Annotated in this window: 18 protein-coding genes; 11 read left to right on the forward strand and 7 right to left on the reverse strand. The window is 56.8% G+C overall.

Annotated features, from left to right (window positions below; genetic code table 11):
* Window positions 1–55: 55 nt before the first annotated feature.
* Complete coding sequence (locus RRF56_RS19270; protein WP_317034780.1) at window positions 56–1,000, reverse strand: diguanylate cyclase domain-containing protein; 945 nt, start codon at window positions 998–1,000, stop codon at window positions 56–58.
* A gap of 359 nt (window positions 1,001–1,359) precedes the next feature.
* Between RRF56_RS19270 and cobW the strand changes: the two genes are divergently transcribed.
* A complete protein-coding gene (gene cobW / locus RRF56_RS19275) occupies window positions 1,360–2,403 on the forward strand; it encodes a cobalamin biosynthesis protein CobW (protein ID WP_317034781.1) in 1,044 nt (347 codons plus the stop codon).
* Between the two features lie 16 nt (window positions 2,404–2,419).
* Here the strand turns inward: cobW and msrP are convergent, their stop codons facing one another.
* Window positions 2,420–3,412, reverse strand: a complete 993-nt coding sequence (gene msrP / locus RRF56_RS19280; RefSeq protein WP_317034782.1) for a protein-methionine-sulfoxide reductase catalytic subunit MsrP — start codon at window positions 3,410–3,412, stop codon at window positions 2,420–2,422.
* Between the two features lie 747 nt (window positions 3,413–4,159).
* Here msrP and RRF56_RS19285 point away from each other — a divergent pair.
* The 3 genes from RRF56_RS19285 to RRF56_RS19295 all read left to right on the forward strand — a co-directional run bounded on the left by RRF56_RS19285 (window position 4,160) and on the right by RRF56_RS19295 (window position 7,399).
* Complete coding sequence (locus tag RRF56_RS19285; protein ID WP_317034783.1) at window positions 4,160–4,942, forward strand: RNA polymerase sigma factor SigF; 783 nt, start codon at window positions 4,160–4,162, stop codon at window positions 4,940–4,942.
* Window positions 4,943–5,227: 285 nt separating this feature from the next.
* Window positions 5,228–6,034 (forward strand): hypothetical protein, encoded by an 807-nt coding sequence (locus tag RRF56_RS19290; protein ID WP_317034784.1) that lies wholly within the window; start codon window positions 5,228–5,230, stop codon window positions 6,032–6,034.
* Window positions 6,035–6,214: 180 nt separating this feature from the next.
* Entirely contained in the window at window positions 6,215–7,399 is a 1,185-nt protein-coding gene (locus RRF56_RS19295; RefSeq protein ID WP_317034785.1) for a bifunctional sterol desaturase/short chain dehydrogenase, read from the forward strand.
* A 105-nt stretch (window positions 7,400–7,504) separates the two neighbouring features.
* Here the strand turns inward: RRF56_RS19295 and RRF56_RS19300 are convergent, their stop codons facing one another.
* Together RRF56_RS19300 and RRF56_RS19305 are read right to left on the reverse strand one after the other, a co-directional pair.
* Window positions 7,505–7,807 carry a hypothetical protein gene (locus RRF56_RS19300; RefSeq protein WP_317034786.1) on the reverse strand — a complete coding sequence of 101 codons (303 nt, stop codon included), beginning with the start codon at window positions 7,805–7,807 and terminating at the stop codon, window positions 7,505–7,507.
* A 4-nt stretch (window positions 7,808–7,811) separates the two neighbouring features.
* Window positions 7,812–8,867 (reverse strand): ABC transporter permease, encoded by a 1,056-nt coding sequence (locus RRF56_RS19305; RefSeq protein WP_317034787.1) that lies wholly within the window; start codon window positions 8,865–8,867, stop codon window positions 7,812–7,814.
* Between the two features lie 311 nt (window positions 8,868–9,178).
* Here RRF56_RS19305 and ptsP point away from each other — a divergent pair, with 311 nt between their 5' ends.
* Window positions 9,179–11,755 (forward strand): phosphoenolpyruvate--protein phosphotransferase, encoded by a 2,577-nt coding sequence (gene ptsP / locus RRF56_RS19310; protein WP_317034788.1) that lies wholly within the window; start codon window positions 9,179–9,181, stop codon window positions 11,753–11,755.
* A 173-nt stretch (window positions 11,756–11,928) separates the two neighbouring features.
* On the forward strand, window positions 11,929–13,782 hold the full coding sequence (ptsG, locus tag RRF56_RS19315) for a glucose-specific PTS transporter subunit IIBC (RefSeq protein WP_317034789.1): 1,854 nt from the start codon (window positions 11,929–11,931) through the stop codon (window positions 13,780–13,782).
* A 141-nt stretch (window positions 13,783–13,923) separates the two neighbouring features.
* Here ptsG and RRF56_RS19320 read toward each other — a convergent pair whose 3' ends face one another.
* Together RRF56_RS19320 and RRF56_RS19325 are read right to left on the reverse strand one after the other, a co-directional pair.
* A complete protein-coding gene (locus RRF56_RS19320; protein WP_317034790.1) occupies window positions 13,924–15,186 on the reverse strand; it encodes an OFA family MFS transporter in 1,263 nt (420 codons plus the stop codon).
* Window positions 15,187–15,809: 623 nt separating this feature from the next.
* The gene (locus RRF56_RS19325) at window positions 15,810–17,267 is read right to left on the reverse strand and encodes a DASH family cryptochrome (protein WP_317034791.1); all 1,458 of its coding nucleotides are present in this window, start codon (window positions 17,265–17,267) and stop codon (window positions 15,810–15,812) included.
* Between the two features lie 203 nt (window positions 17,268–17,470).
* Here RRF56_RS19325 and RRF56_RS19330 point away from each other — a divergent pair, with 203 nt between their 5' ends.
* From RRF56_RS19330 to ctpC, 4 genes are all read left to right on the forward strand, one after another.
* Window positions 17,471–17,932, forward strand: a complete 462-nt coding sequence (locus RRF56_RS19330) for a peroxiredoxin (protein ID WP_317034792.1) — start codon at window positions 17,471–17,473, stop codon at window positions 17,930–17,932.
* 12 nt (window positions 17,933–17,944) lie between these two features.
* Window positions 17,945–18,358: a nuclease A inhibitor family protein gene (locus tag RRF56_RS19335; protein ID WP_317034793.1), complete on the forward strand. Its 414-nt coding sequence runs from the start codon at window positions 17,945–17,947 to the stop codon at window positions 18,356–18,358.
* A 147-nt stretch (window positions 18,359–18,505) separates the two neighbouring features.
* Window positions 18,506–19,948, forward strand: coding sequence for a glycoside hydrolase family 13 protein (locus tag RRF56_RS19340; protein WP_317034794.1), 1,443 nt, complete (start codon window positions 18,506–18,508; stop codon window positions 19,946–19,948).
* A gap of 382 nt (window positions 19,949–20,330) precedes the next feature.
* On the forward strand, window positions 20,331–21,629 hold the full coding sequence (gene ctpC / locus RRF56_RS19345; protein ID WP_317034795.1) for a carboxyl-terminal processing protease CtpC: 1,299 nt from the start codon (window positions 20,331–20,333) through the stop codon (window positions 21,627–21,629).
* Window positions 21,630–21,732: 103 nt separating this feature from the next.
* Here ctpC and RRF56_RS19350 read toward each other — a convergent pair whose 3' ends face one another.
* A complete protein-coding gene (locus tag RRF56_RS19350; RefSeq protein WP_317034796.1) occupies window positions 21,733–21,972 on the reverse strand; it encodes a lipopolysaccharide assembly protein LapA domain-containing protein in 240 nt (79 codons plus the stop codon).
* Window positions 21,973–22,061: 89 nt separating this feature from the next.
* Between RRF56_RS19350 and rplI the strand changes: the two genes are divergently transcribed.
* Window positions 22,062–22,520 (forward strand): 50S ribosomal protein L9, encoded by a 459-nt coding sequence (gene rplI / locus RRF56_RS19355; RefSeq protein ID WP_317034797.1) that lies wholly within the window; start codon window positions 22,062–22,064, stop codon window positions 22,518–22,520.
* The last annotated feature ends 104 nt before the right edge of the window (window positions 22,521–22,624 follow it).

The raw sequence follows: 22,624 nt of genomic DNA on the forward strand, positions 1-22,624 counted from the left end.
CTCTACCCCTCCAAAGCCCGGTTCAAGGGAACGCGGTTCAAAGAGAATTTGATGGCTAGGACTGCTGAACGGTATACCTGGCGCGATCTGCATTGGCCCAGGCCCACCGTAATCCCTGGCTCGGGTGACGTCCGGCAATGCCAACCGAGGCCTGAATCTGGCTGGTCTCCAGAGCTTGTTCTAGGCGCTGTTTGATGTGCTCTCCTTCGACGAGGGCACAATCTACACAGAGCATGGCAAATTCGTTGCGGCTGATGCGAGCCAGAATATCTTGCTTGCGAGTTAGTTGCCTGAGTAGCGCCACGATTGGCTGCAAGAGCTGGTCTGCCCCAGCCTGGCCCTCAGGTTCGCTGGCAGCCCTGAGCCCTGCTACATCCACAACGATGATACAGGCGGGATAACCATAGATGGTGCAGCGCTCTTCTTCCTTATCAAGCAATTGATCCCAGCCACGGCGGTTGTATAGCCCGGTGAGCACATCAGTGAGGGCCTCGATTTGCAGGTGCTCTGCCAAGCGAGTTTGCTCGGCGGCTCTCATGTCAGCGTGAAGAATGCGGCTGAGCAGCTGCGCCAGTAGCTCAATTAGGGGTAGCTCGTGCTGAATGACAGCAGGCTGCGGAACCGGGTCTATGGCGCAGAGGGTGCCGAATAGCGAGCCGTCTTCGTTGACCAGAGGTACCCCGACGTAGGCCCCAATTTTAACCTGTTGCCCAATGGGCGCTTGGGCATAGGCGGCGACAGCATCGGAGCAGGGAGCAATGCGCGGCCCTTCGCCTTCGATCATGCGGGAGCAAAAGGAATCGGTCCAGCTAAAGACGTCACCAGCTTTAACTCCATAGCCTTGGTCGTTAGCCTGTAGGACGATCCAGTCGTTGCCTTCCGTACGGGTCACCATCCACAGGTCAAACCCCAGACGGTCGTGGAGATAGGTGAGCACAGCCATAGCTGCGGTGCTGAAATCGAGTAGTTGGCTGGCGTCGATCGATGGTAACGGTTTCATGGCGATGCCATTGGACAGGGCAGCGGTCTTGACGATGATGTTGCCCTGGGATCTGGATCAACAGGTAAACTTCATCCAAGTCCAGACGTCGAGTTCTGCCTGTGGAAAAACTACAGATTCCGAGCTGAACTTGGTATAGGCCAACGTTGGGCCGCTATGGTTTCAGTTTAGGCGGCGATCGCCGCCTAACTGTCAAAGACGTTTGATCGTTGCAATGGGACTTAATCAACGCCAGCTTCACATCAAACATGACGTTCTTTCCTCACGGGAGAATTGATTGCTCATTCATGCCTTGACACTGTCGCTGTTTACCTCTCGCCCTCGTGCTAGGTTGAGGGGCAGCGATCTTTTGGCAGGCTATGCATAAAATTCCAGTTACCATCATCACTGGCTTTCTGGGGGCGGGCAAAACTACCCTGATTCGTCAGCTTTTGCAAAACCCCCAGGGGCGACGCATTGCTGTACTCGTCAATGAGTTTGGCGAAGTGGGCATTGATGGCGACCTGCTGCGGAGCTGCCAAGTGTGCGACGAAGACGGGGATACCGCCGCGCCTGCCATCAATATTTTGGAGCTCGCCAACGGCTGCCTCTGCTGCACCGTGCAAGAAGAATTTTTGCCCACCATGCAGCAGCTTATAGAGCGCCGCGACCAGATTGACTGCATTGTGATTGAAACCTCTGGCCTGGCTCTGCCCAAACCTCTAGTTCAGGCCTTCCGCTGGCCCGAGATTCGCACTGCCGCCACGGTCGACAGCGTGATCACGCTAGTCGATTGCGAAGCGCTCGCCGCAGGCGATCTGGTGGGCGATCTGCCTGCTCTAGAGGCCCAGCGCCAAGCCGACGATAGCCTCGACCACGAAACGCCTCTCGAAGAACTCTTTGAGGACCAGCTCAATTGCGCTGACCTAGTGCTGCTGACCAAGGTGGATAAGGTCAGTGAAGGCGATCGCACCCGTATTGAGCAATGGTTGACCACTCAACTCCCCCGGCCTGTCAAAGTATTGGGTGTCGAGGGCAAAGCCATCAGCCCTGACCTGCTGCTTGGCTTTAACGCCGCTGTCGAAGACGATCTAGACTGCCGCCCTAGCCACCACGACCACGAGCACGATCATGACCATGACGACGACATTGTGGCTATTCCGGTGGTGCTTGATCAGGGTTTTGAATCTAAAGCTCTCGTGCAGCGGTTAGAACAGCTTGCCGCCAGCCACGAAATCTATCGCATCAAGGGTTTCGTCAACGTGCCCGACAAGGCGATGCGGTTGGTTGTACATGGCGTTGGTCAGCGGTTCGACGCGTTCTTTGACCGCCCCTGGCGGCCTGCCGAGTTGCGCCAAACCCGTCTAGTGGTGATTGGCAAAGATCTAGATGCCGAGGTCGTCAAAGCCGCGATCGCGGCCTAATTTCCCCACCCCTTTTTTACCTGGCGTACAGACCCGCTACATACTCCCCATAGCCGTTGTAAATCACCGTTGGCTGCTCCTCCCAGGTAAATAGGGCCGTGCTTTCACCGACTAGTCGTTCCTTTGCTTGTGACCAGCGAGGATGAGGTACAGCAGGGTCAACATTGGCCTCAAAGGTATACTCCTTAGGGGCCAGGGTATTCCAGTAGGTGGCGGGTTGCGCAGCTACAAACTCAATGTTGACAATAGCCTTGGCTCCCTTGAACCCATACTTCCAGGGCACGACCATGCGAACAGGCGCACCGTGCTGCTTAGGTAGTGTGCGGCCATAGACCCCCACGGCAAAAAAGGCTAGGTCGTTGGCCATTTCTTCAACGGTGAGACCCTCTGTGTAGGGCCAGGGCAAATCGCGGGGCATACCAAAACTAGGGCCAGGGGTAACCGCCGGATCGTAATAGGAGGTAAACCGCACGTACTTCGCTGCTGCTGTTGGTTCTACCGCCGCCATTAGGGCCCGCATGGGGAAGCCTATCCAAGGCACCACCATCGCCCAGGCTTCGACGCAGCGAAACCGATAAATGCGTTCTTCGAGGGTAAATCGCTGAGTCAGATCAGCCAGATCGTAGGTGGTCGGGTTTTTCACGAGGCCGGTGACGGTCAGCGTCCAGGGATCGGTCGGCAGAGCCTGGGCGTTAGCCCAGATAGCTTTGCTACCGCCAAACTCGTAATAGTTGTTGTAACTACTGGCATACCGCTGGGCCGTTGGCTCTCGACCCGCATCGGCGAAAGCCGGACTGCGTGCTATCCCTGAGAGTGGTTTTCCTAAGGTGTGCTCTAGGTCAGACTCTAGAGTTTGAGACTGCTGGCATGCCCCCGCTGAGGCCGCCGCTAACCCTACTCCAGCGCCAATCAGCGACTTCATAAACCGCCGTCGCTGCCAAAAGATCCGCTCTGGGGTTGCTTTCCCCTCGGGGAGTTGCCAGGCTGGGCGAGTGTGAAAGAAGACCATACTGGTTATGCGGCTTGTTTACCATTTAATTGCGTTTGTAGAAGCAAGGCATGAAGAGCCCAATCCCAGCGATTGCCCGCCTCAGCTTGATCTTGCCATTGCTGTCAGGTGGCCAGATGAGCAGGGGGTGAGAAAATCGATCCATCTATGGGCTCCCCAAGCATCTTGACCGGGTCCAATTCTTGAGATTTTGTGTAACGTTTCTAGCCTTCATCTAGGGAAAATACTGAGGCATATTGAAGGTTGACCCCCGTTATATTGGTTATTTTCACGCTCAAAACCTTAGATTTAGCCATTTAGTCCTGTGTAAATCGGCTGGCTTTGCCAAAAATTCACAAAGCGATGGTAGTTGCGTAAATTGGGCCAAACCCCTTATGAAACAAAGGTTTCCTGGCTTAGTAAATGTAGAAATCTGACTTGATTTACCGCTTCTAAGCTTACTTTGGCGGCCCTAGTGTCAGCCATCGCGAGAACAGAATCGTCTGCTTCTATACTGGTAAAACGAGTTGGTGCGTCTCCGTAGATACGCTATTGTGACTCTCTGCCTCCAACCTTAGGCTGATATCACGAGCACACGATCCTTTACTTCTATGCGTTGCCCTATGTCTGACAGCTACCGACCAGGCCTTAACAGTAGGGTTTACCCCGCTGTTGTGAACTGCGATCGCAACTGCCTGACCTGGCTGCCCCTCTGGGAAGCATAGTTATCGGTTTGCCCCGCTGGATTTGACGTTTCCTGACATCGCCATGGTCGCTACCACCTCTCGATTTCAAGCCAAAGGCAACACCCTAGAGCTGCTGCGGCAGTATCAGAGCCATCCCAATCTAGACCTGCGGAATCAACTAGTACAACTCAATATCGGGCTGGTGCGGCGCGAGGCTTATCGTTGGCTACAGCAGTCTACCGAAACCTTTGACGACCTCATGCAGGTCGGTAGCCTCGGCCTAATTCGGGCCATTGAGCGCTTTGACATGGGCAAGGGCTATGCCTTTAGCTCCTTCGCCATTCCCTACATTCGCGGCGAGATTCAGCACTACCTCCGCGACAAGAGCACCTCCATGCGGATTCCGCGCCGGTGGCAGGCGCTACAGAGCCAGTCGATCCGCGTGATTCGCCAGCTCCAGTTAGAGTTGGGCCGTCTGCCCAACGACCTCGAAATTGCTACCGCTCTAGATATATCCTGTGCCGAGTGGCAAGACGTCAAGCTGGCCAACCGCAACCGATCGCTCCTCAGTCTTGATGCCCCTGTTCAAGACGAAGAATCGACTTGCCTGGGCGATTTGCTGCCCGACTTAAAATACAAGAGTTTCCAGCTAGCTCAAGAAGACCAAATCCGGCTTCAACAGTCTTTGCATCAGTTAGAGCAGCGCACCCGCGAAGTGCTGGAGTTTGTCTTTCTCTACGACCTTACCCAAAAAGAAACCGCTGAACGTATGGGCATTAGTGCCGTTACCGTGTCACGCCGAGTGAAGCAGGGTCTCAAGCACTTGAAGACTCTCATGGCCTCTGGTGAAGACGAACTGGCCTAGATCGTTCTGCCTCGGCAGAATTGAGCTATCGTTGAGGAAGATTGGCTCAGGAAGCAAGGAGACTCGGGCATGGGGGCGATCGCATTTTTAGTCCTGTTTATCTTAGGCCTTTTGCTAGCTATCACCGGTAGCATTGTTGGCATCGTCGATGCCTTCCGGGTTAGCCCTGTATGGGGGCTTTTATCGCTATTGGTTCCCTTTGCGCTGCTAGTCTTCTGCATTAAATTTTGGGGTCGAAAGTGGGCTCGTAACAGCCTGATCCTGAGCCTAGGGGGTCTAGGAACGATGCTGCTCTCCACTCCATTCATGGGTCTCTTCCTGGCCCAGCGGTCTGGAGAGATGGATGCGGCCGTTGTAGAGCCCCTGCCTGGGGAAGCATTGCCCGGTGAGCCAGTACCGATTCCCGACGAGCAGATAGTCACTGATCAAGAGTTTGCCGAACCTCTAGTTCCCGTTGCGCCTCAGCTATCCCCCATTGCCCGAGCCGACCTGATTCAGTCAACCGATGCCAACGAGCGTCTACAGCAAATTAGCGATGGTCGTACCGACCCCTTTGCTACAGTCCCCATTCCGCCGCCGCCTCAGATAATTGCTCCGCCCCCGCCCCCAGGTGGTAGCCCTACCCCCGGTGCTCCTGCAGCAGGGACTACGGCGGTCGCCCCCGGCACTCCTGGCGTGGCCCCAGGGGCCACTACTCCTGGTGGAACCGGGTTGCCACCCACGGCAACGGCTCCCGGTACTCCCGGCGCAGCTTCTCCTGGAGCTACCCCTGGGGTTCCAGGGGCGGGGCAGCCCGCCGCCGGTACCCCACCCCCACTGGCCCCTCTACCAGCGCTACCTCAGCCCACCCTGGCCCAAGCGGTTCAGGTGACTGGGGTAATGACCATTGGCAGCGAAAACTTTGCGGTGGTGCAAACTGGCTCGGGCAGCCAATATGTCAGGGCTGGTCAGCGAGTGTCTAACGGGCAGGTGCTGGTTAAACGCATTGACATGCGCGGCAGCGAGCCTACGGTAGTCCTTGAAGAAAATGGTATTGAAGTATCTCGCCCCGTGGGGCCACCAGTCACCGCTGACGAACAGCCGTCGGCTTAGTGCGATGGGTTCGGATAAATCATCCCAGTCGTAAACAGTAAGCCCAGAACCCAGGTTCTGGGCTTACTGTTGGTTTAAAGTTCTGCACGTTCTGTTCAGGCGATCGGGATGACCCAGAGTCCTGCGCCCCGCATCAAGTCGTGTCAGAATGTGAGTTGCTCGACTTGGTGTAGGAATAGTATGCCGCTTGAAACGCTTGTTTTGCAGGGGTTGTGGGGTGCGATCGCCATTGTGATCGCCGAGGTTATACGAGATGTGTACCATGTGGTTAGCCACTACTGGACGCCCCTAATGCGGCTGCACAACTGGCATCACCGGGCTTACAAAAAAGACTTTACCCCTGTGAGCCCAACCCTGTACCGCCAGGCTCAGCTTTATAATGATGCTCCAGAGGCCATCGTCATGGTTGCGGCCTTGGCGGGGTTGGCCCTGGCTACCGGCATCTATGGTCTATGGCTGGGGGTGGCTTACAGCGTAAGTTTTTTGGCTGCGGCGATCGCTCGTTCCCAAGGCTGGTGGCTAGCTACCGATCTCACCCACGAACCTGGCGAACTCACCACGATTCCTGGCAATTGGCGGGTCAATCGCACCTACCACTGGCGGCACCATTTCGACGACACCAACGCCTACTTTGCCGGCTACTTTACCGGACTGGACAAGCTCATGGGCACAGCTGTTTCGCTAAAGGGTAAAACCGTAGCCGTGACAGGTGCGTCGGGCACCCTGGGCCGAGCCCTGGTGCAAGAACTCACCCGTCAGAAGGCCCGTCCGATCGCCCTAACGACCTCCTCCCAGGCCACCTTTGAAGACGGCGTTCCCTGCTGGCAGTGGCAGCCAGGAGCCGAGGCTGACCTCCGCGAAGCCCTCAAAAAGGTAGACATTCTGGTGATTAATCATGGCTTGAATGTGCACGGCGATCGCACGGCCTCGGCCATTGACATCTCCCTAGACGCCAATGCTCTCTCCGGCTACCGGCTGATGGAGGTGTTTTTTAGCACGGTAGAAACTTCGCCTCAGCGGGCCAATAAAGAAGTGTGGGTCAATACTTCTGAGGCGGAGGTCAGCCCGGCCTTTAGCCCGCTGTACGAGGTCTCGAAGCGACTGATGGGCGATATTGTTAGCCTGCGGCGGCTGGATGCCCCCTGCGTGGTGCGCAAAGTAATTTTGGGGCCGTTTAAGAGCAACCTCAACCCAATTGGGGTGATGTCTGCTGACTGGGTCGCCTGGGCGGTCGTAGCACTGGCTAAGCGCAACGTGCGCAATATCATTGTCACCATTAACCCGCTGACCTATCTAGCTTTTCCCATCAAAGAACTGAGCCAGGGAATTTATTTCAGGCTCTTTACTCGCTCTAGCCAGAACTGATGGCGATCGGGTGTGGCCGCCCCTAAAGGCACCCCCAAGCCTAAGCCTGTGGCTGGCCTGCGTAGGCGCTAGGGTCACCTATTGTGGTGGAACTCAAATGCTCAACTAGCTGCGGTTAAAAAACTCTACCTGGGGCAGGCGTGGGTCATTGACCATACCCAAGCCCTGAAAACCCCAGCGGTTGATGAGGGGTTTGAGACTAGAGGCGGTGATGGTTTCGGTGGCAAACTTGTCGCTCAGATCAGGGGCATGGGCATTGAGGTAGCTAAGGGCATCGTAATCGGCAGTAAACACCAGCAGAAACCCGGTGGGTGGCGGCTGGTCAGGATTGCCCTGACTTTGGGGGCGGGCTACCAGGTAGCTGCCGTCGGCGCGAGATCGCAGTAAATAGTAGAGCTGAGACACCATGGTGCTAGTTCATATCAGATAGACGAATGCGAGGATCGACAAAACTGAGGGCCAAATCGGCCAGCAAATTGCCAATAATTAGCATCACCGCCCCCATCATCAGGCTGGCCATGACCAGATACAAGTCTTGGGCCTGCACCGCTTCAAGAATTAGCTTTCCTAGGCCAGGCCAGTTGAAGTAAGTCTCGGTGATAAACGCGCCCCCCAGCAGGCTGGCAAACTCAAACCCCAGCAGAGTAATGAGGGGGTTGACGGCGTTTCTCAGGGCGTGAATGTACACCACTCGATTCTCAGACAGCCCTTTAGCACGGGCGGTTTGAATGTAATTTTGCCGCAGCACATCCAGTAGCTGACCTCGGGTAATGCGCTGAAGCCCGGCAAAGCTAGTAATGCTCAGGGCCAAGGTTGGCAAAATTAGGTGCCAGCCCACATCGAGAATGCGGCCAAACCAGTTGAGGTCATCGTGGATGATGCTGGTACGTCCGCCGATGGGGAACAGCGGGGCAACGCTCTGGGCAAAAAACAGCAGCAACAGGCCGGTAACAATGGTAGGCATGCCCTGGCCCATGTAGCTCATCACCCGCAGGGCTTTGTCGAGAAAGCGATTTTGATTGACGGCTCCGATCACACCCATGGGTAGCGCAATGACCCAGGTTACGACGATCGCGGCAAAGGAGAGGAGCAGCGTGTTGGGCACTCGCTCCCATAGCAGGTCGACCACCGGGCGCTGGTAGGCAAAACTCAGGCCGAAGTTTCCCCGAAACAGAGCTTGGTAGAGCCAGTTCAGGTACTGCCGCCACACCGGTTGGTCGAGCCCAAACTGCGCCTCAAGCTGGGCCAGGGTCTCGGGTGAGAACTGGGGACTTTGACGATATTGGTCGAGAAAATTTCCCGGTGCCAGCTGAATCACGAAAAAGCTCAGGGCGGATGCCAACAACAGGGTCAAGGCCGCCTGCAAGATGCGCTTGACCACGTAGAGCACGGTTTCGCTGGTGGCAAAGGCTACCAGACGATCCCAAGGGCTAGTTTGCAGGCGGCGGGGAGTAGAAGACTGAGCCATCCCGAGTGACAGAGGTAAAGGGTTATCTGTGGTGATTCTAAACCAATCGGGCCTAAACCTCGGTCGATGACTAGCCGCCTAAGCATTGCTATCTGTTAACCCTCGCCTCAATTGCTGCCGTGATTGCAACGTTAGATTGCTGAACTGGCCTGACTGAGGTGTCCATGATCTTTGATAACTACATCCCCTGCAATGCTCCTGTCTCCTGAGCTTGGTTGCCGATGGCTGTGCGCCGCGATCGCCAGATCGCAAACTGGCTCTAGAGCTTCAGCTTTAACCCGGAGCAGGATTTTTCCCTTTAGGACTTGCCCATGGCATCCCTTCCAGACTCCACCCTTCAAGTTTCTAAGGCCGAGGCTCAGGCGTTAGTTTTAGTTGCGCCGCTATCGGGGCAGATGGTGCCCCTAGCAACCGTGCCCGATCCGGTGTTTGCCCAGAAAATGGTAGGCGATGGGATTTCTATTGACCCGATTAGCCAAATGCTGCTGGCTCCCTGCGACGGCGATATCGTGCAAATTCACAGTGCCTGCCACGCCGTGACGGTGAAAACCGCTGAGGGCCTTGAAATTTTGATGCACATTGGTCTTGATACGGTGGCGCTGAAGGGCGAGGGCTTTAGCGCCAAGGTGAAGGTAGGAGACAGGGTTAAAACCGGTGACCTGCTAATTGAGTTTGACGCCGACTATGTGGCCCTCAACGCCCGCAGTCTGCTGACTCAACTTGTGGTGACTAACAGCGATCGCGTAGCGGAGTTTCGCCCTGCTACTGGCCTAGTTAACGCCGCCCGCGACCCGGTGCTAGAGCTGGTGCTGATGGGGGCCAGTGCCACCAATGCCGCAGCCACTGGGGCAACGGTCACGTCTCAGCCAATTGTCATTCCCAACCCGGTCGGGCTCCACGCTAGACCGGCGGCAGTGCTGGTGCAGCTAGCGAAGCAATATCAGTCAACTCTGCGCTTGCATCGGGGTAGCGACAGCGCTAACGTGCGTAGCGTAGTGGCAATCCTGGGTTTAGAGGTGGCTCAGGGAGATATGGTCACCCTGGAGGCGAAGGGGGCCGATGCCGATGCGGCGATCGCAGCTCTCTCTGAAGCCCTCCGCAGTGGTCTAGGCGAAGCGGGGGCCGTTGCCGTCACCGCTGCCCCCGCTAGCATTGCCCAAGCCGAGATCTCGGCTCCGGCCCCTCGGCCCCAAAGCGATCACCCCAACATTGTTTTGGGCGTAGCGGCCTCTCCCGGCGTCGCCGTGGGCAAGACCTACCGCCAGCGACGGCAGGAGATTCACGTTGCCGAAACCGCCGACAGCCCCCAGGCCGAGCACCGTCAGCTCGACAGCGCCCTCAACCAGGCCAAGCTCGAAATTGAGAGCCTGCGGGCTAAGGTTCACGGTCAGGGTGACCCTAGCCAGGCGGCTATCTTTGCTGCCCACCAAGAGCTATTAGAGGATCCAGAGCTGCTAGAGCTTGCCGGTAGCGCCATCGACCGGGGCAAGAGTGCCGCCTTTGCCTGGCAGCAGACCTATACCGCCCAGGCCGATCGCCTGGGGCAACTCAAGAGTGAGCTACTAGCCCAGCGGGCCAATGATCTGCGGGATGTAGGCGATCGCGTGCTGCGACTGCTTACCGGGGTCAAAGAAGAGAGGGTGACCTTGCCCGTCAACACGGTCTTGCTAGCCGAAGACCTCACCCCCTCAGACATGGCCAATCTTGACCCTGCCCAAGTCGTGGGCTTCGCCACAGTGACCGGGGGAGCCACCTCCCACGTGGCGATTTTGGCGCGAGCCATGGGTCTGCCTGCGATCGCCGGGATCGAACCCCGCATTTTAGACCTCGCCGACGGCACCCCCGTAATTCTCGACGGCACCAGGGGCCGCATCCAGCTCAACGCTTCAGTGGCCGAACTCGAGCAAACCCGAGAGCGTATGGCCCGCCAGACGGCCAAACAGGCCCAAGACCTAGAGCACGCCTTTGAACCTGCAATCACCAGCGATGGGCGATCGATCGAGGTGGTGGCCAACATCGGTAGTCAGAAAGAGGCAGTAGCTTCCCTGCAGGTGGGCGGCGAAGGGGTTGGCCTGTTGCGAACAGAATTTATCTTTATGGCGGCGAGCGCTGCGCCTAGCGAAGACGAGCAGGAGGTCATCTACGCCGACATTCTGCGAGTACTGGGCGATCGCCCCATGATCATCCGCACCTTAGATGTGGGCGGCGATAAGCCCCTGCCTTACTTGCCCATGGCTCCTGAAGAGAATCCCTTTTTAGGGGAACGGGGCATTCGCCTGGGCTTTGACCGGCCAGACTTGATGCGTACTCAGTTTCGCGCCATTCTCAAGGCCAGCACGGTGGGCAAAGCGCGGGTGATGTTCCCGATGATCGCCCGTATGGAAGAACTCACCATGGCCAAAGCGGTGATGGAAGAAGAGCGCCAGAAGCTGGGGGTGCCCCCCATTGAGATCGGCATCATGGTCGAAGTGCCCGCCGCCGCCGTGTCTGCCGAGCGCTTTGCCGAGCAGGTCGACTTCTTCTCGATCGGCACCAACGACCTGACCCAGTACACCCTGGCGATGGATCGCGGTCACCCCAAGCTGGCTGCCTACGTCGATGCTCTGAACCCCAGCGTGCTGCGGATGATCGATTTCACCGTGCGTGGGGCCGACAAGCACGGCAAGTGGGTGGGCGTCTGCGGTGGCATGGCGGGCGACCCCCAAGCGGTCCCCATTCTGCTGGGATTGGGCGTAAAAGAACTGAGCGTCAGCGTGCCGGTGATTCCAGCGGTAAAAGCCCAGGTGCGGGCCTTGAGCTATGCCCAGTGTTGTGAGTTGGCCCAGCGGGCGCTGAATTTGGATGCGGCGACCCAGGTGCGCGACCTGGTGCCCCTGGAGGAGGTGTAACGACCCTAGAGGAAAGATGGGTAGGGTGCATGGGCGGGCAGGAGATCCCACCCCGACCCATTTCCGATCGCCGAATGCACCCTACGGATCTACTGGTTAATTTCACCACCCTTCACCCTTCACCCTTCACCCTTCACCCTTCACCCTTCACCCTTCACCCTCTACCTCCAACCATGAACATCAAAGCAACCTGGGACAAGGCCTTTGGGCTGCTGCAAAAAATGGGAAAATCCCTCATGCTGCCAGTGTCGGTGCTGCCAGTGGCAGGGTTGCTGCTAGGCCTGGGCAGTGCCCGGCTGATCGAGCTTCAGCAGCTAGAACAGGGCTTGCTCGCCGACTCCAAGTTTTGGTGGCTGCCGGAGTGGCTGGCTACGATCATGAAAAATTCGGGGGATGCCATCTTTGCCAGTCTGCCGCTGATTTTTGCGATCGCCGTCGCGATCGGCTACACCGGCAACGACGGGGTCTCGGCCCTAGCCGCCACTGTAGGGCTGATGGTATTTTTGGCTACCCTGGGCACGGTCGCTCTGGGCTTGGGCCTCGACACTAAGGTGGTGCTGGGCATTCCCACCCTCGATACGGGGGTTTTTGGCGGTTTGATCATGGGCTGTGTCGCGGCCTACCTATTCAACAAGTTCTTTCGCATTAGCCTGCCGCGCTACCTAGGGTTCTTCGCGGGCAAGCGGTTTGTGCCGATTATTACCGCCTTTGCAGCGATTCTTACCGGCCTGGTGATGAGCGTGATCTGGCCGCCGATTCAGCTGGGCATCGACTCTTTTGCCAACGCGGCAGCCACGGGCGACAACGTGTCGCTAACAGTAGCGATCTACGGCTTCATTGAGCGCCTGCTGATTCCCTTTGGCCTTCACCACGTATGGAATGTGCCGTTTTTCTTTCAGATCGGCAGCTTTAACGATCCGATTACTGGGGAGGTGGTGCGGGGTGATATTGCTCGCTTTTTTGCGGGCGACCCCACAGCAGGAATTTTGGGCGGGGCCTATTGGTTTAAGATGTTTGGCCTGCCAGCGGCGGCGATCGCCATTTGGCACAGCGCCAAACCCAAAAACCGTAAGCAGGTGGGCGGTCTCATGATCTCCGGTGCCCTGACGTCTTTTTTGACCGGCATCACTGAGCCGATCGAGTTTTCTTTTCTGTTTGTTGCTCCGCAGCTATTTGCCATCCATGCGGTGCTAGCGGGGTTTGCCGATTGGCTGTTTGTCACCCTGGGCGGGCGCATGGGCTTTACCTTTTCCCATGGGCTGATTGACTTCGTTCTGTTCAACAGTCTAGGGACGAGGGTTTGGCTGATTCCGGCCCTAGCTCCGGCTTTCGTCGCGCTGTATTACTTCATCTTTCGCTTTGCTATTCACCGCTTTAATCTGCTAACCCCAGGCCGCGAAGACAGTGAGGTAGATGATCAGGCAACTGTTGCCCTTACCGGTGACAAAGCTGCTATGGCCAAAGCCCTAGTTCTTGCCTTTGGCGGGCGCAGCAACATTAAAAACCTTGATGCTTGCATTACGCGCCTGCGCATTACGGTGGATGACATGGCCAAGGTCAATGTGCCCCGGCTCAAGGCCTTAGGTGCCTCTGGGGTGTTGCAAATGGGGCAAAATGCCCAGGCTATCTTTGGCCCCCAGTCTGACAACCTCAAGACCGATATGGCCGATTATCTCAAAACGGCTGGTCCCGAAGCAGATGCCGTAGAGGTGCCTACCGAGAGTCTAGAAGACGAAGCGGCTCCCGATCTAGCCCAGATTCCTTCTGACCCCGACGCTGCTGAGAAATCTGAGGCGATGATTCTAGCCCTGGGTGGGGCCGACAATATTCGCACTGTGGACCCTGTTGCCCTGACCCGACTGCGGGTGGAGTTGACCAATCCCACTATCGTTGATGAAACAGCGCTTCAGACGGTGGGCGTTCAGGGCATTATGCGATTGCGTGAGGATGTGCTGCACCTAGTAACGGGCCTCAACGCTGAACAGTACGCAGCCGAAATCGCCAAGCGACTGGAAATCAAGGTGTAGCGCCGTGTAGCAAGTGGGCGAGCGGGTTTTGACGGGCGACTTAAGACATTTTTCCTAAGAATGCTTGAACGTTCGAACGTTTTTAGGGTTTTTGGATGTCCTAACCTAAGTGACTCTGGCTATCCCTGTGCGATCGCAGCTTCAACCAGAGTCTTTAACGCTGAAGCTGCTGGGCCTGAGCAGAGTGGTGGCGATCGCCATGCCCACCACCGCTAGCCCCGCCATGGGATAAAAGGCGTAGGTATAGCTGCCAAACCAGTCGCGAATTTGACCGGCGCTGAGGGTGCCGATTAAAGCCCCCACCCCGTAGGCGGTAAACACAATGCCGTAGTTTTGGGCGTATTGGTCGGGGTTAAACAGGCGGAGGGTAAGGGCGGGGGCCATGGCCAGCCAGCCCCCCAGGCAAAACCAAAACAGGCAAAAGGCTACCAGGTAGGTGACCACCTGGCCCGGCCCGGCATTGGCCATCAGAATGCAGGCGATGATGATCAAACTGTAGGAGGCGATCGCTATGTGGTGGGGCCGAAAGCGATCGCTCAGCCAGCCAAACAGCGGTCGGCTGAGCCCATTGAACAGGGCAAACAGGGCTACACTGCTGGCTGCCAGGGCGGGGTCGAGCTGAATAATTTCTTCTCCCACCGGGCTGGAGATGCCGATGGCACTCAGTCCCACCAGCGCCCCAATGGCGTAGCAGATCCACAGCCCGTAGAAGGTGCGGTTGCCCAGCAGTCGGGTGGGGTAGCGCTGGGGGGTAACGCTGTCGTCCTGGGGTCGCAGATCCAAGGTGGGTTGCCAGTCGCGGGGTGGAAACTTGAGGGTAGTGGCGATCGCCAAAATCACCGCCGTAAACACCAGTCCCAAAATGCGCAGCGTTAGCCGCACCCCAACCTCTGCGATCAATCCGTTGGCCAGGGGGGCCGTCACCAGGGGCGACAGGCCAAAGCCAACAATGGTGGCCCCTACCGCTAGCCCTTTGCGCTCAGGAAACCACCGGGCCACTACCGCCATCGGCACGCCGTAGGTAATGCCCACCCCGGTGCCCGCTACTACCCCGTAGGCCAGAGTCAAGGTGCCAATCTGGGTGGCAAAACTGGCCAAGACATAGCCTACCCCTACCACCACCCCACCCAAGGCCGCTACCAGTCGAGGCCCTAGGCGAGGGATATAAAAACCGGCGATCGGCATCAGCGCCGCGTAGAACACCAGGGCCACGGTATAGGGCAGTAGGCTTTCGGTCGCACTAATGCCCAGATCGGCCTCTAGGGGTTTTCTAAAAATGCTCCAGGCGTACAGGGTGCCCAAACAGAGCAGCACCGCAATGCCCAAGGGAATGAGTAGCCAGCGACCCCGCTCAGCGGGGAGTCCAAACAGGGTCAGGGCTGGGCCAGGGGAGGTAATAGCCATGGGAGCAATCGGTAATGGCGGGATACGCTGCCCCCGGTTGCCCAAGGGGTGCAGCACAGTGGCAATGCATTGCAAACATCATGTTGCAAATATAGCTATAGCCAATCAAGTTAGGACAAAGCCGTTATTCCCGCGTGGGGTGGGAATCCACTAGCCCGTCATTGCTCTCGAATGGATTCCCGTTTCCACGAGAATGACAGGTAGGGATCGTTGCCAGCAAAACGGGCATCAGGATCAATCGGTTTACATCAATCAGGCCACGTTTGCAGTAGTTCCCCTCGCCTGAGGGTTTCTCGCTCGCCGTTAGACACAAAAAACCCCAGCCGTCCAAAGCTGGGGTTATTCAGTAAATGGCTGATTCAACGATGTGATTTAAGGGTTTGATTTAACGGTTTAATTTATGAAAATGCGTTAGTGTCAGCACTGCCGACGCAACTGAGCTTTTCAGCAGAACATCCTCATATAAGGATGAAACCATAAAGCCTAATCAGCAAACTATGACATTGTTAACACTGCATAAAATGTATGGTAGCTTAACATCGCCCGCCGTTACATAGACTACGGTTAAGCAATTTCGTAAAATAATGTTGTCGGGTGCCCGATCGCAGATAGCGCGATCGCCCTTAGCGAATTTCCCGAGCAGCCTGGTAAATTTTTTCATTGGCCGCCACTGACTTTTGCAGGTCCACTATCGGGTGCGGGTAGTCAACCCCGATAGTGATCCCAAAGCGCTTTTGCTCCACCGGCTGTAGCTTCCAGGGGGCATGCACTTTGGCGGCAGGAATCTCGCGCAGCTCGGGCAGCCAGTGTTTTACATAGAGGCCGTTGGGGTCGTAATCCTTTGATTGCTTAGGAATGTTGAAGTAGCGAAAGCCACGCGCGTCGTTGCCTACCCCAGCGGTGTAGTTCCAATTGCCATAATTGCTGCACGGGTCGTAGTCAATCAGCAGTGACTCAAACCACTCGGCCCCCATGCGCCAGTCAATGCCCAGGTTTTTGGTCAAAAAACTGGCCACATTTTGCCGCCCCCGATTTGACATAAACCCAGAGTGGGCCAGCTCCCGCATATTCGCATCCACCAGTGGAAAGCCAGTGGCACCGTTGCGCCAGGCGTCGAAGCGCGCCCAATCTTGCTGCCAATCGATCAGCAACCCCCGCAGACCAGAGGGGTAAAATACGCGATCGCCGTGTTTGTCGCAGATGAAGCGAAAGTAGTCGCGCCACAGCAGTTCAAAAATCAGCCAGTAGGTCGAGTCGTTGCGGATGCGTTCGGCTTCATAGGTCTGCACTGTCTCATATACCTGGCGGGGCGACAGACAGCCCAGCGCCAGCCAGGCCGATAGTTTAGATGAATAGTCGGCCCCCACCATGCCGTTGCGAGTTTGTTTATAGGTTTTGAGGCAGTCGGCTTCCCAGACGTAGTGCTTGAGGCGGGCCAAGCCAGCGGTCTCGCCACCCGCAAAGGCGAGCACGGCGCGGCTGTCGGGGCTGGGAATAGCTAACCCCAAATCCGTCAGGGTGGGCAGGGTGCCAGGGTCCACCGTCGGCAGAGGGGGGAGCTGGGCCGGGGTGGGTAGAGCCCTATCGACAGTGCTGCGCTGCTCGACCTGCTTGCGAAACTGGGTAAACACCTCCGGCAGGCGGTCAATGCCAAAGGGCAGGTTATCAGGATGATAGAGGGTAGAGCCCCAATACACCGTTGCTTTGCAGCCCATGGTCGCCAGCTTAGCCTCCACCGCCTGCTCTACCCGCCGTTCCTCAGTAGTGACCTCTTCGTGCCAATAGACAGCCTCAACCTTGTGCGCCTTCACCAGGTCTGGAATGATCGCTTCGGGCTGGCCTACTCGCACCACCAGATCGCTGCCCCGGGCACGGAGCGATCGCCGCAAATCGGCCACGCTTTCTAGTAAAAACTGCGCCCGGTAGGCCCCGGTCTTAGGAAATCCAAAGTTGGTTTGACCAAACTGACGCGGGTCAAAACAGTAGAGCGGCAAAATGGGTTGTCCTACCCGCAACGCCTCATCCAGCGGCTGGTGATCGTGAAGGCGAAGGTCGTTGCGAAACCAGACGAGGGTGGGCATGGGTGAATGAGTGGATGGGGAAGTCAGAAGGGTAGGGTGATGGGGATGGTGACCACGGGCTAGGGGCACTGGGCACCATCTGACGGTTATCCGCTGAGCGAAGGATTCGTTTATTAAGTATTCTAAAGAACTATCTAAACCAAAGCCACGTCTGGACTTGCCCAAGCTGGACTTGCTATTTACCCCCGTGCAGGAGATTCTTCATGGCAATTAAAGTAGGCGACAGCGCCCCAGATTTTACGTTGCCCAACCAGGCTAATGAACCGGTTGCCCTCAGCAGTTTTCGGGGGCAAAAGGCCGTGGTGCTGTATTTCTACCCCAAAGATGACACCCCCGGCTGCACGGTAGAATCGTGCTCCTTTCGCGATAGTTACGAAGATTTTTTGGCGGCGGGTGCTGAGGTGATTGGCATCAGCAGCGACTCCCCCGACTCGCACCGGGCCTTTGCCAGTAAGCACAACCTGCCCTTTACCCTCGTGAGCGACAGCGGTTCAGCGGTGCGCAAGGCCTACGGGGTGCCTGCCACCCTCGGTCTGCTGCCGGGGCGAGTCACCTATGTGATCGACAAAGACGGCATTGTGCGGCATATTTTTAACTCTCAGTTCAACCCCAAGGGCCACGTTAACGAGGCCATGGGCATTCTTAAGGGTTTGCAAACCGCTTGATATGGACTTGATATGGAACTGAAGCCTGAACACTACGAGTTGACGATCGCCCTATCAGCCATGGAGGCAGCGATGGCTGGCCTCTGGTACCCCAGCGAAAGCGATGCTCTCGTATCGCTGGTGATCTATGCCGACCCCCTGCCCACCACCGAGGCCCTGGCCCAAAAACTGGCGGCTGGAGATGACAGCCTGCAAATTCAACCGGCTGAGGCCTTCTTTCGGCCTGTGCTCAACAACCCCTACTGGGCCAGCGAACAGGGAGGGCACCTAGCCCAAAAATTTGCCAGTCTTCGAGATGTGCTAGAAACTCACCTGGAGGATCTTCACAGCATTCGCATCGGCACAGTAAATGTGACTCTGTACCTGCTGGGTCGGCACCCTAGCGGCTGCTATTTGGGCGTCTGCACCCACGTGACTGAGACCTAACCCTCGCTAGGGCTAGGCTAAACAATAGTAAAGGCAGGTCAGGGGGCCTGCCTTTGCCATTGCAGATGCTCGTCTATCAACCTCAAATTGTGGTGGTCAGTCGGAGCAGATGACGGTAGCCTATCGGTAGCAACCGAGGCACAATCCATGGCTTTTCAAACCCCCGACTGGGTGAAACACGCCGTTTTCTACCAAATCTTTCCCGATCGGTTTGCCCGCACCAGTCGGCACTTAGATGGCCCCGCGATGGCCGTGACTCTAGAAGCCTGGGAGTCGCCGCCGACTCCCTTTGGCTACAAGGGCGGTGACCTGTGGGGAATAGCTGAAAAGCTCGACTATCTGGTCGATTTGGGCGTTACAGCAATTTATATGACGCCAATTTTTCAGGCGACCTGTAACCACCGCTACCACACCCACGACTACTACCAGGTTGACCCGTTGCTGGGAGGCAACGAAGCCTTTTTTGACCTGCTGGAGGCCGCCCACGCCAAAGACATTAAAGTGGTGCTGGATGGGGTGTTTAACCATTGCAGCCGGGGCTTTTTCTTTTTTAATGACATTCTTGAAAATGGCCCTAACTCGCCTTGGCTAGATTGGTTTGAGGTGGCAGGCTGGCCCCTGGCGGCCTACGACGGGGCACTGCCAGCTAACTACAGAAGCTGGGTTGACAACCGCGCCCTACCAGCGTTTAAGCACGATCACCCAGCGGTACGCGAATACCTGATGCGGGTTGGTGAGTACTGGATTCGCCAGGGCGTCGATGGCTGGCGGCTGGACGTGCCCTTTGAGATCAAGACCGAGGGCTTTTGGCAGGAGTTTCGCGATCGCATCAAAGCCATCAACCCCGAAGCCTATATTGTTGGCGAAGTGTGGACCGATGCCAGCGAATGGCTCGACGGCACCCAGTTTGATGGGGTAATGAACTACCTGTTTACCGGGCCGAGTATCGCCTTTGCCGGGGGCGATCGGGTGCGGATGGACCTGGTAGAGATGCCCCACTACTACCCCTATCCGGCGCTGGACGCTGCTGGCTATGCCGATAAAATTCAGCACCTGCTGGATCTCTATCCCTGGGAAATTCAGCTCACCCAGCTCAACCTGCTCTCGAGTCACGATGTGGCCCGCGTCTATTCTGTGGTGCAAGAAGACCTAGACAGCATGGTGCTGGCGACACTGTTGCTGTTTACCTTTCCGGGCGCGCCCAGCATCTACTACGGTGATGAGGTCGGTCTACCCGGCGAACTCGACCCCGACTGTCGCCGCACGTTCCCCCCTGAAAAAGAGTGGCACCAAGATCTATTGACCATTCATCGGCAATTGATTGCCCTGCGGCAGCGCTATGCAGCCCTGCGGATTGGCACCTATGAGGTGCTCCAGGCTACTGGTTCGGTCTATATATTTAGCCGAACGTTGGCCGATGAGCGAATTGTGACAGCTCTCAATACGGGCAGCGAAGCGATCTCTCTCAGTAGTGAAGCAGTGTTGCCTGGAAAGGCCATTTCTAACCCGGTGTTTACTTACCAGGGGGCCACTTGGACTGCGGAGAAGCTACATCTGCCTGGCCGGGCTGCGATCGCTGTTACAGCATAAACCCTGCATTTTCTCACTGGTGCAGTAACTCCTACGAAATCCTGCCTGGCTACCCCTGGTTCCTCTGGGCGCATGCCATGCGCCCTACGGGTTGGCCTGTTGAGAATCCAGGGTGTGGAGTTTGAATTGGGTACTAGCCCTTTTTGCGGTGGCCGGAGGCGATAGAACACGCCTTCACTGCGTCAATTTTCTCTTCGGTTGCCTCGCTGCATTTTCCTAGGTCATACCTGCTTGCAGCGGGGGGCAGCGCCGGAGCCGGGGCAACTGCTGAGGGTCTGTTGTTACCGTTGGTAACAGGGCAAATTCTCTTGCAAAATCTTCCCCTTGCTTCTCAGTAGCTTGTGTTAGATTGGGCGTAATTTGCTGCTAGAACCAATATCACATGACACTTGCAAAGCGCGGACTGATCCTCGGTGCAACCGCCCTCGCCGTAGCTGCGGTTACCGTAACCGGTGCCGGGATTCATCTGTCCCAGAGTAAAGCCTTCTTTCAAGAAAGCCCGAAAGAGCTAATTGATCAGGTCTGGCAGCTCATCAACCGCAACTTTGTCGATGCCACCTTTAACCAGACCGACTGGGAAGCCGTGCGCACTGAATATCTAGGGCGCGATTACAGCAATCAGGAAGAGGCCTATGTTGCTGTGCGCGAAATGCTGGAGAAGCTGGAAGATCCCTACACCCGCTTCATGGATCCAGAAGAATTTCGCAACATGCAGGTGGACACCTCCGGGGAACTCACCGGCGTTGGTATTCAAATTTCCCAAGACGATGAAACTAAAGCAATCGTAGTGGTAGCCCCGATCGAAGACACCCCTGCCTTCGATGCTGGCATTCGTCCCCAAGACGTCATTTTGGCGATTGACGGCGAATCCACCAGCGAGATGGAACTCAACGATGCGGTGAGCCGGATTCGGGGCACGGTCGGCTCTGAAGTCACTCTGACTATTCGCCGGGGTGAGCAGGAGTTAGAGGTGCCCATTGTGCGCGCCCGTATTGAAATTCACCCGGTGCGCTACAGCGTTCAAGCCGGTCCCGAGGGGGCGGTGGGTTACATTCGCCTGACCCAGTTCAGCGCTAACGCTGCCACCGAAATGAGCGAAGCCATTGCAGATTTAGAGAGCCAGGGAGTAACGGGCTACATTCTCGACCTGCGCTCTAATCCCGGCGGGCTGCTGTACTCCAGCATTGATATCGCCCGGATGTGGCTAGACAGTGGCACCATTGTATCGACGGTCAACCGTCAGGGTGTCGTCGATGAAGAGACTGCCAACAGTCGCGCTTTGACCGACAAGCCCTTGGTGGTATTGGTCGATGGAGGATCTGCCAGTGCTAGCGAAATTTTGTCGGGGGCGCTCAGAGACAACGAGCGGGCCGTGCTGGTAGGAACCCGCACCTTTGGTAAGGGGCTGGTGCAATCGGTGCGCAGCTTGGGCGATGGTTCTGGGGTGGCCATTACCGTAGCTAAATACCTCACCCCCAACGGAACTGATATCAACAAGTCTGGTATTAACCCCGACATTGCGGTGGAGCTGACTGACGAACAACGGGAGCAGCTGTCTACAGAGCGTGAGGCGATTGGCACTAGTGCCGACCCTCAGTATGCTGAGGCTCTACGGGTACTGAGCGTAGAAATTCAGGAGGCTCGGGGTGCTAATAATGTGACAGCGGCACCGACCAATTAGTGCGATCGGTGCGAGCCTTGTCAAGGCGCTACGCCGGTCTTTTATGGCCCCTGGCTACCCTTGTTGTCGTGAGCAGATTGACCAAAGCTACCTCTAAGGTTGGCTAGACCTCGGGCCGCTTGCGGCGAGACACCCGCAGCGGATTGCCGCCCAGCACCAGCAATAGCAGGGCGGCGGCCAGCATGCCACCGGCAACGCAGAAGGCCAACAGCACCCCAAAGGGCAGCTCAATCGATTGCAGGTTAAGTAGGCGAATCGATACTGGGGTGGCATTTTGGACGGCGATGATGGCGATCGCGATCACCCAAACAGCGGGCACTAGCGCTAGGGCAAGTCTAATCATGGAAGAGTCTGGGGGGAGGAGGGCGATCGGGGTTGCCAATGTACAACCCCTTTGGGTAGTATAGTCAACTGGGCTATACGAGAAAAATCATGGCAAAACGGGTACAGGTAGTTCTTACGGAAGACATTCGCAAGCTGGGCTATAACGGCGACCTAGTAGAGGTGGCTCCCGGCTACGCACGCAATTATCTTATCCCTAACGGGAAGGCAGTGCGCACTACCCCCGGTGTGCTGAAGCAGGTAGAGCGTCGGCGCGAGGCGCAAAAGCAGCGATTGCTCGAAATTAAGCAGGAGGCCGAGGCCACCAAGACGGCCCTAGATACCATCGGCATGTTCACCATTCAAAAGCCCGTGGGCGAGAATGAGGCTATCTTTGGTACGGTCACCTCTGGGGACGTGGCCGATGTGATTAAGTCGCTGGCTGGCAAAGAGGTTGACCGCCGCGATATTTCGGTGCCTGATATCAATAAGCTGGGCGAATACCAGGCCGAAGTGAAACTGCACCCCGAGGTGACGGCCATGGTCAATCTACGGGTGACCGCTGAATAAGCTCCTGTAGTCTAGGCTAACACCACTTCAATTGCCGACCGCTGGGGTCTAGGCTGTGCTCAGCCTAGACCCCAGATTGTTTTAAGACAGATTTTTCCTTCTCC

Origin of the sequence: Nodosilinea sp. E11, assembly GCF_032813545.1 — a bacterium.
In the GTDB taxonomy this organism is placed as follows: Bacteria; Cyanobacteriota; Cyanobacteriia; order Phormidesmidales; family Phormidesmidaceae; genus Nodosilinea.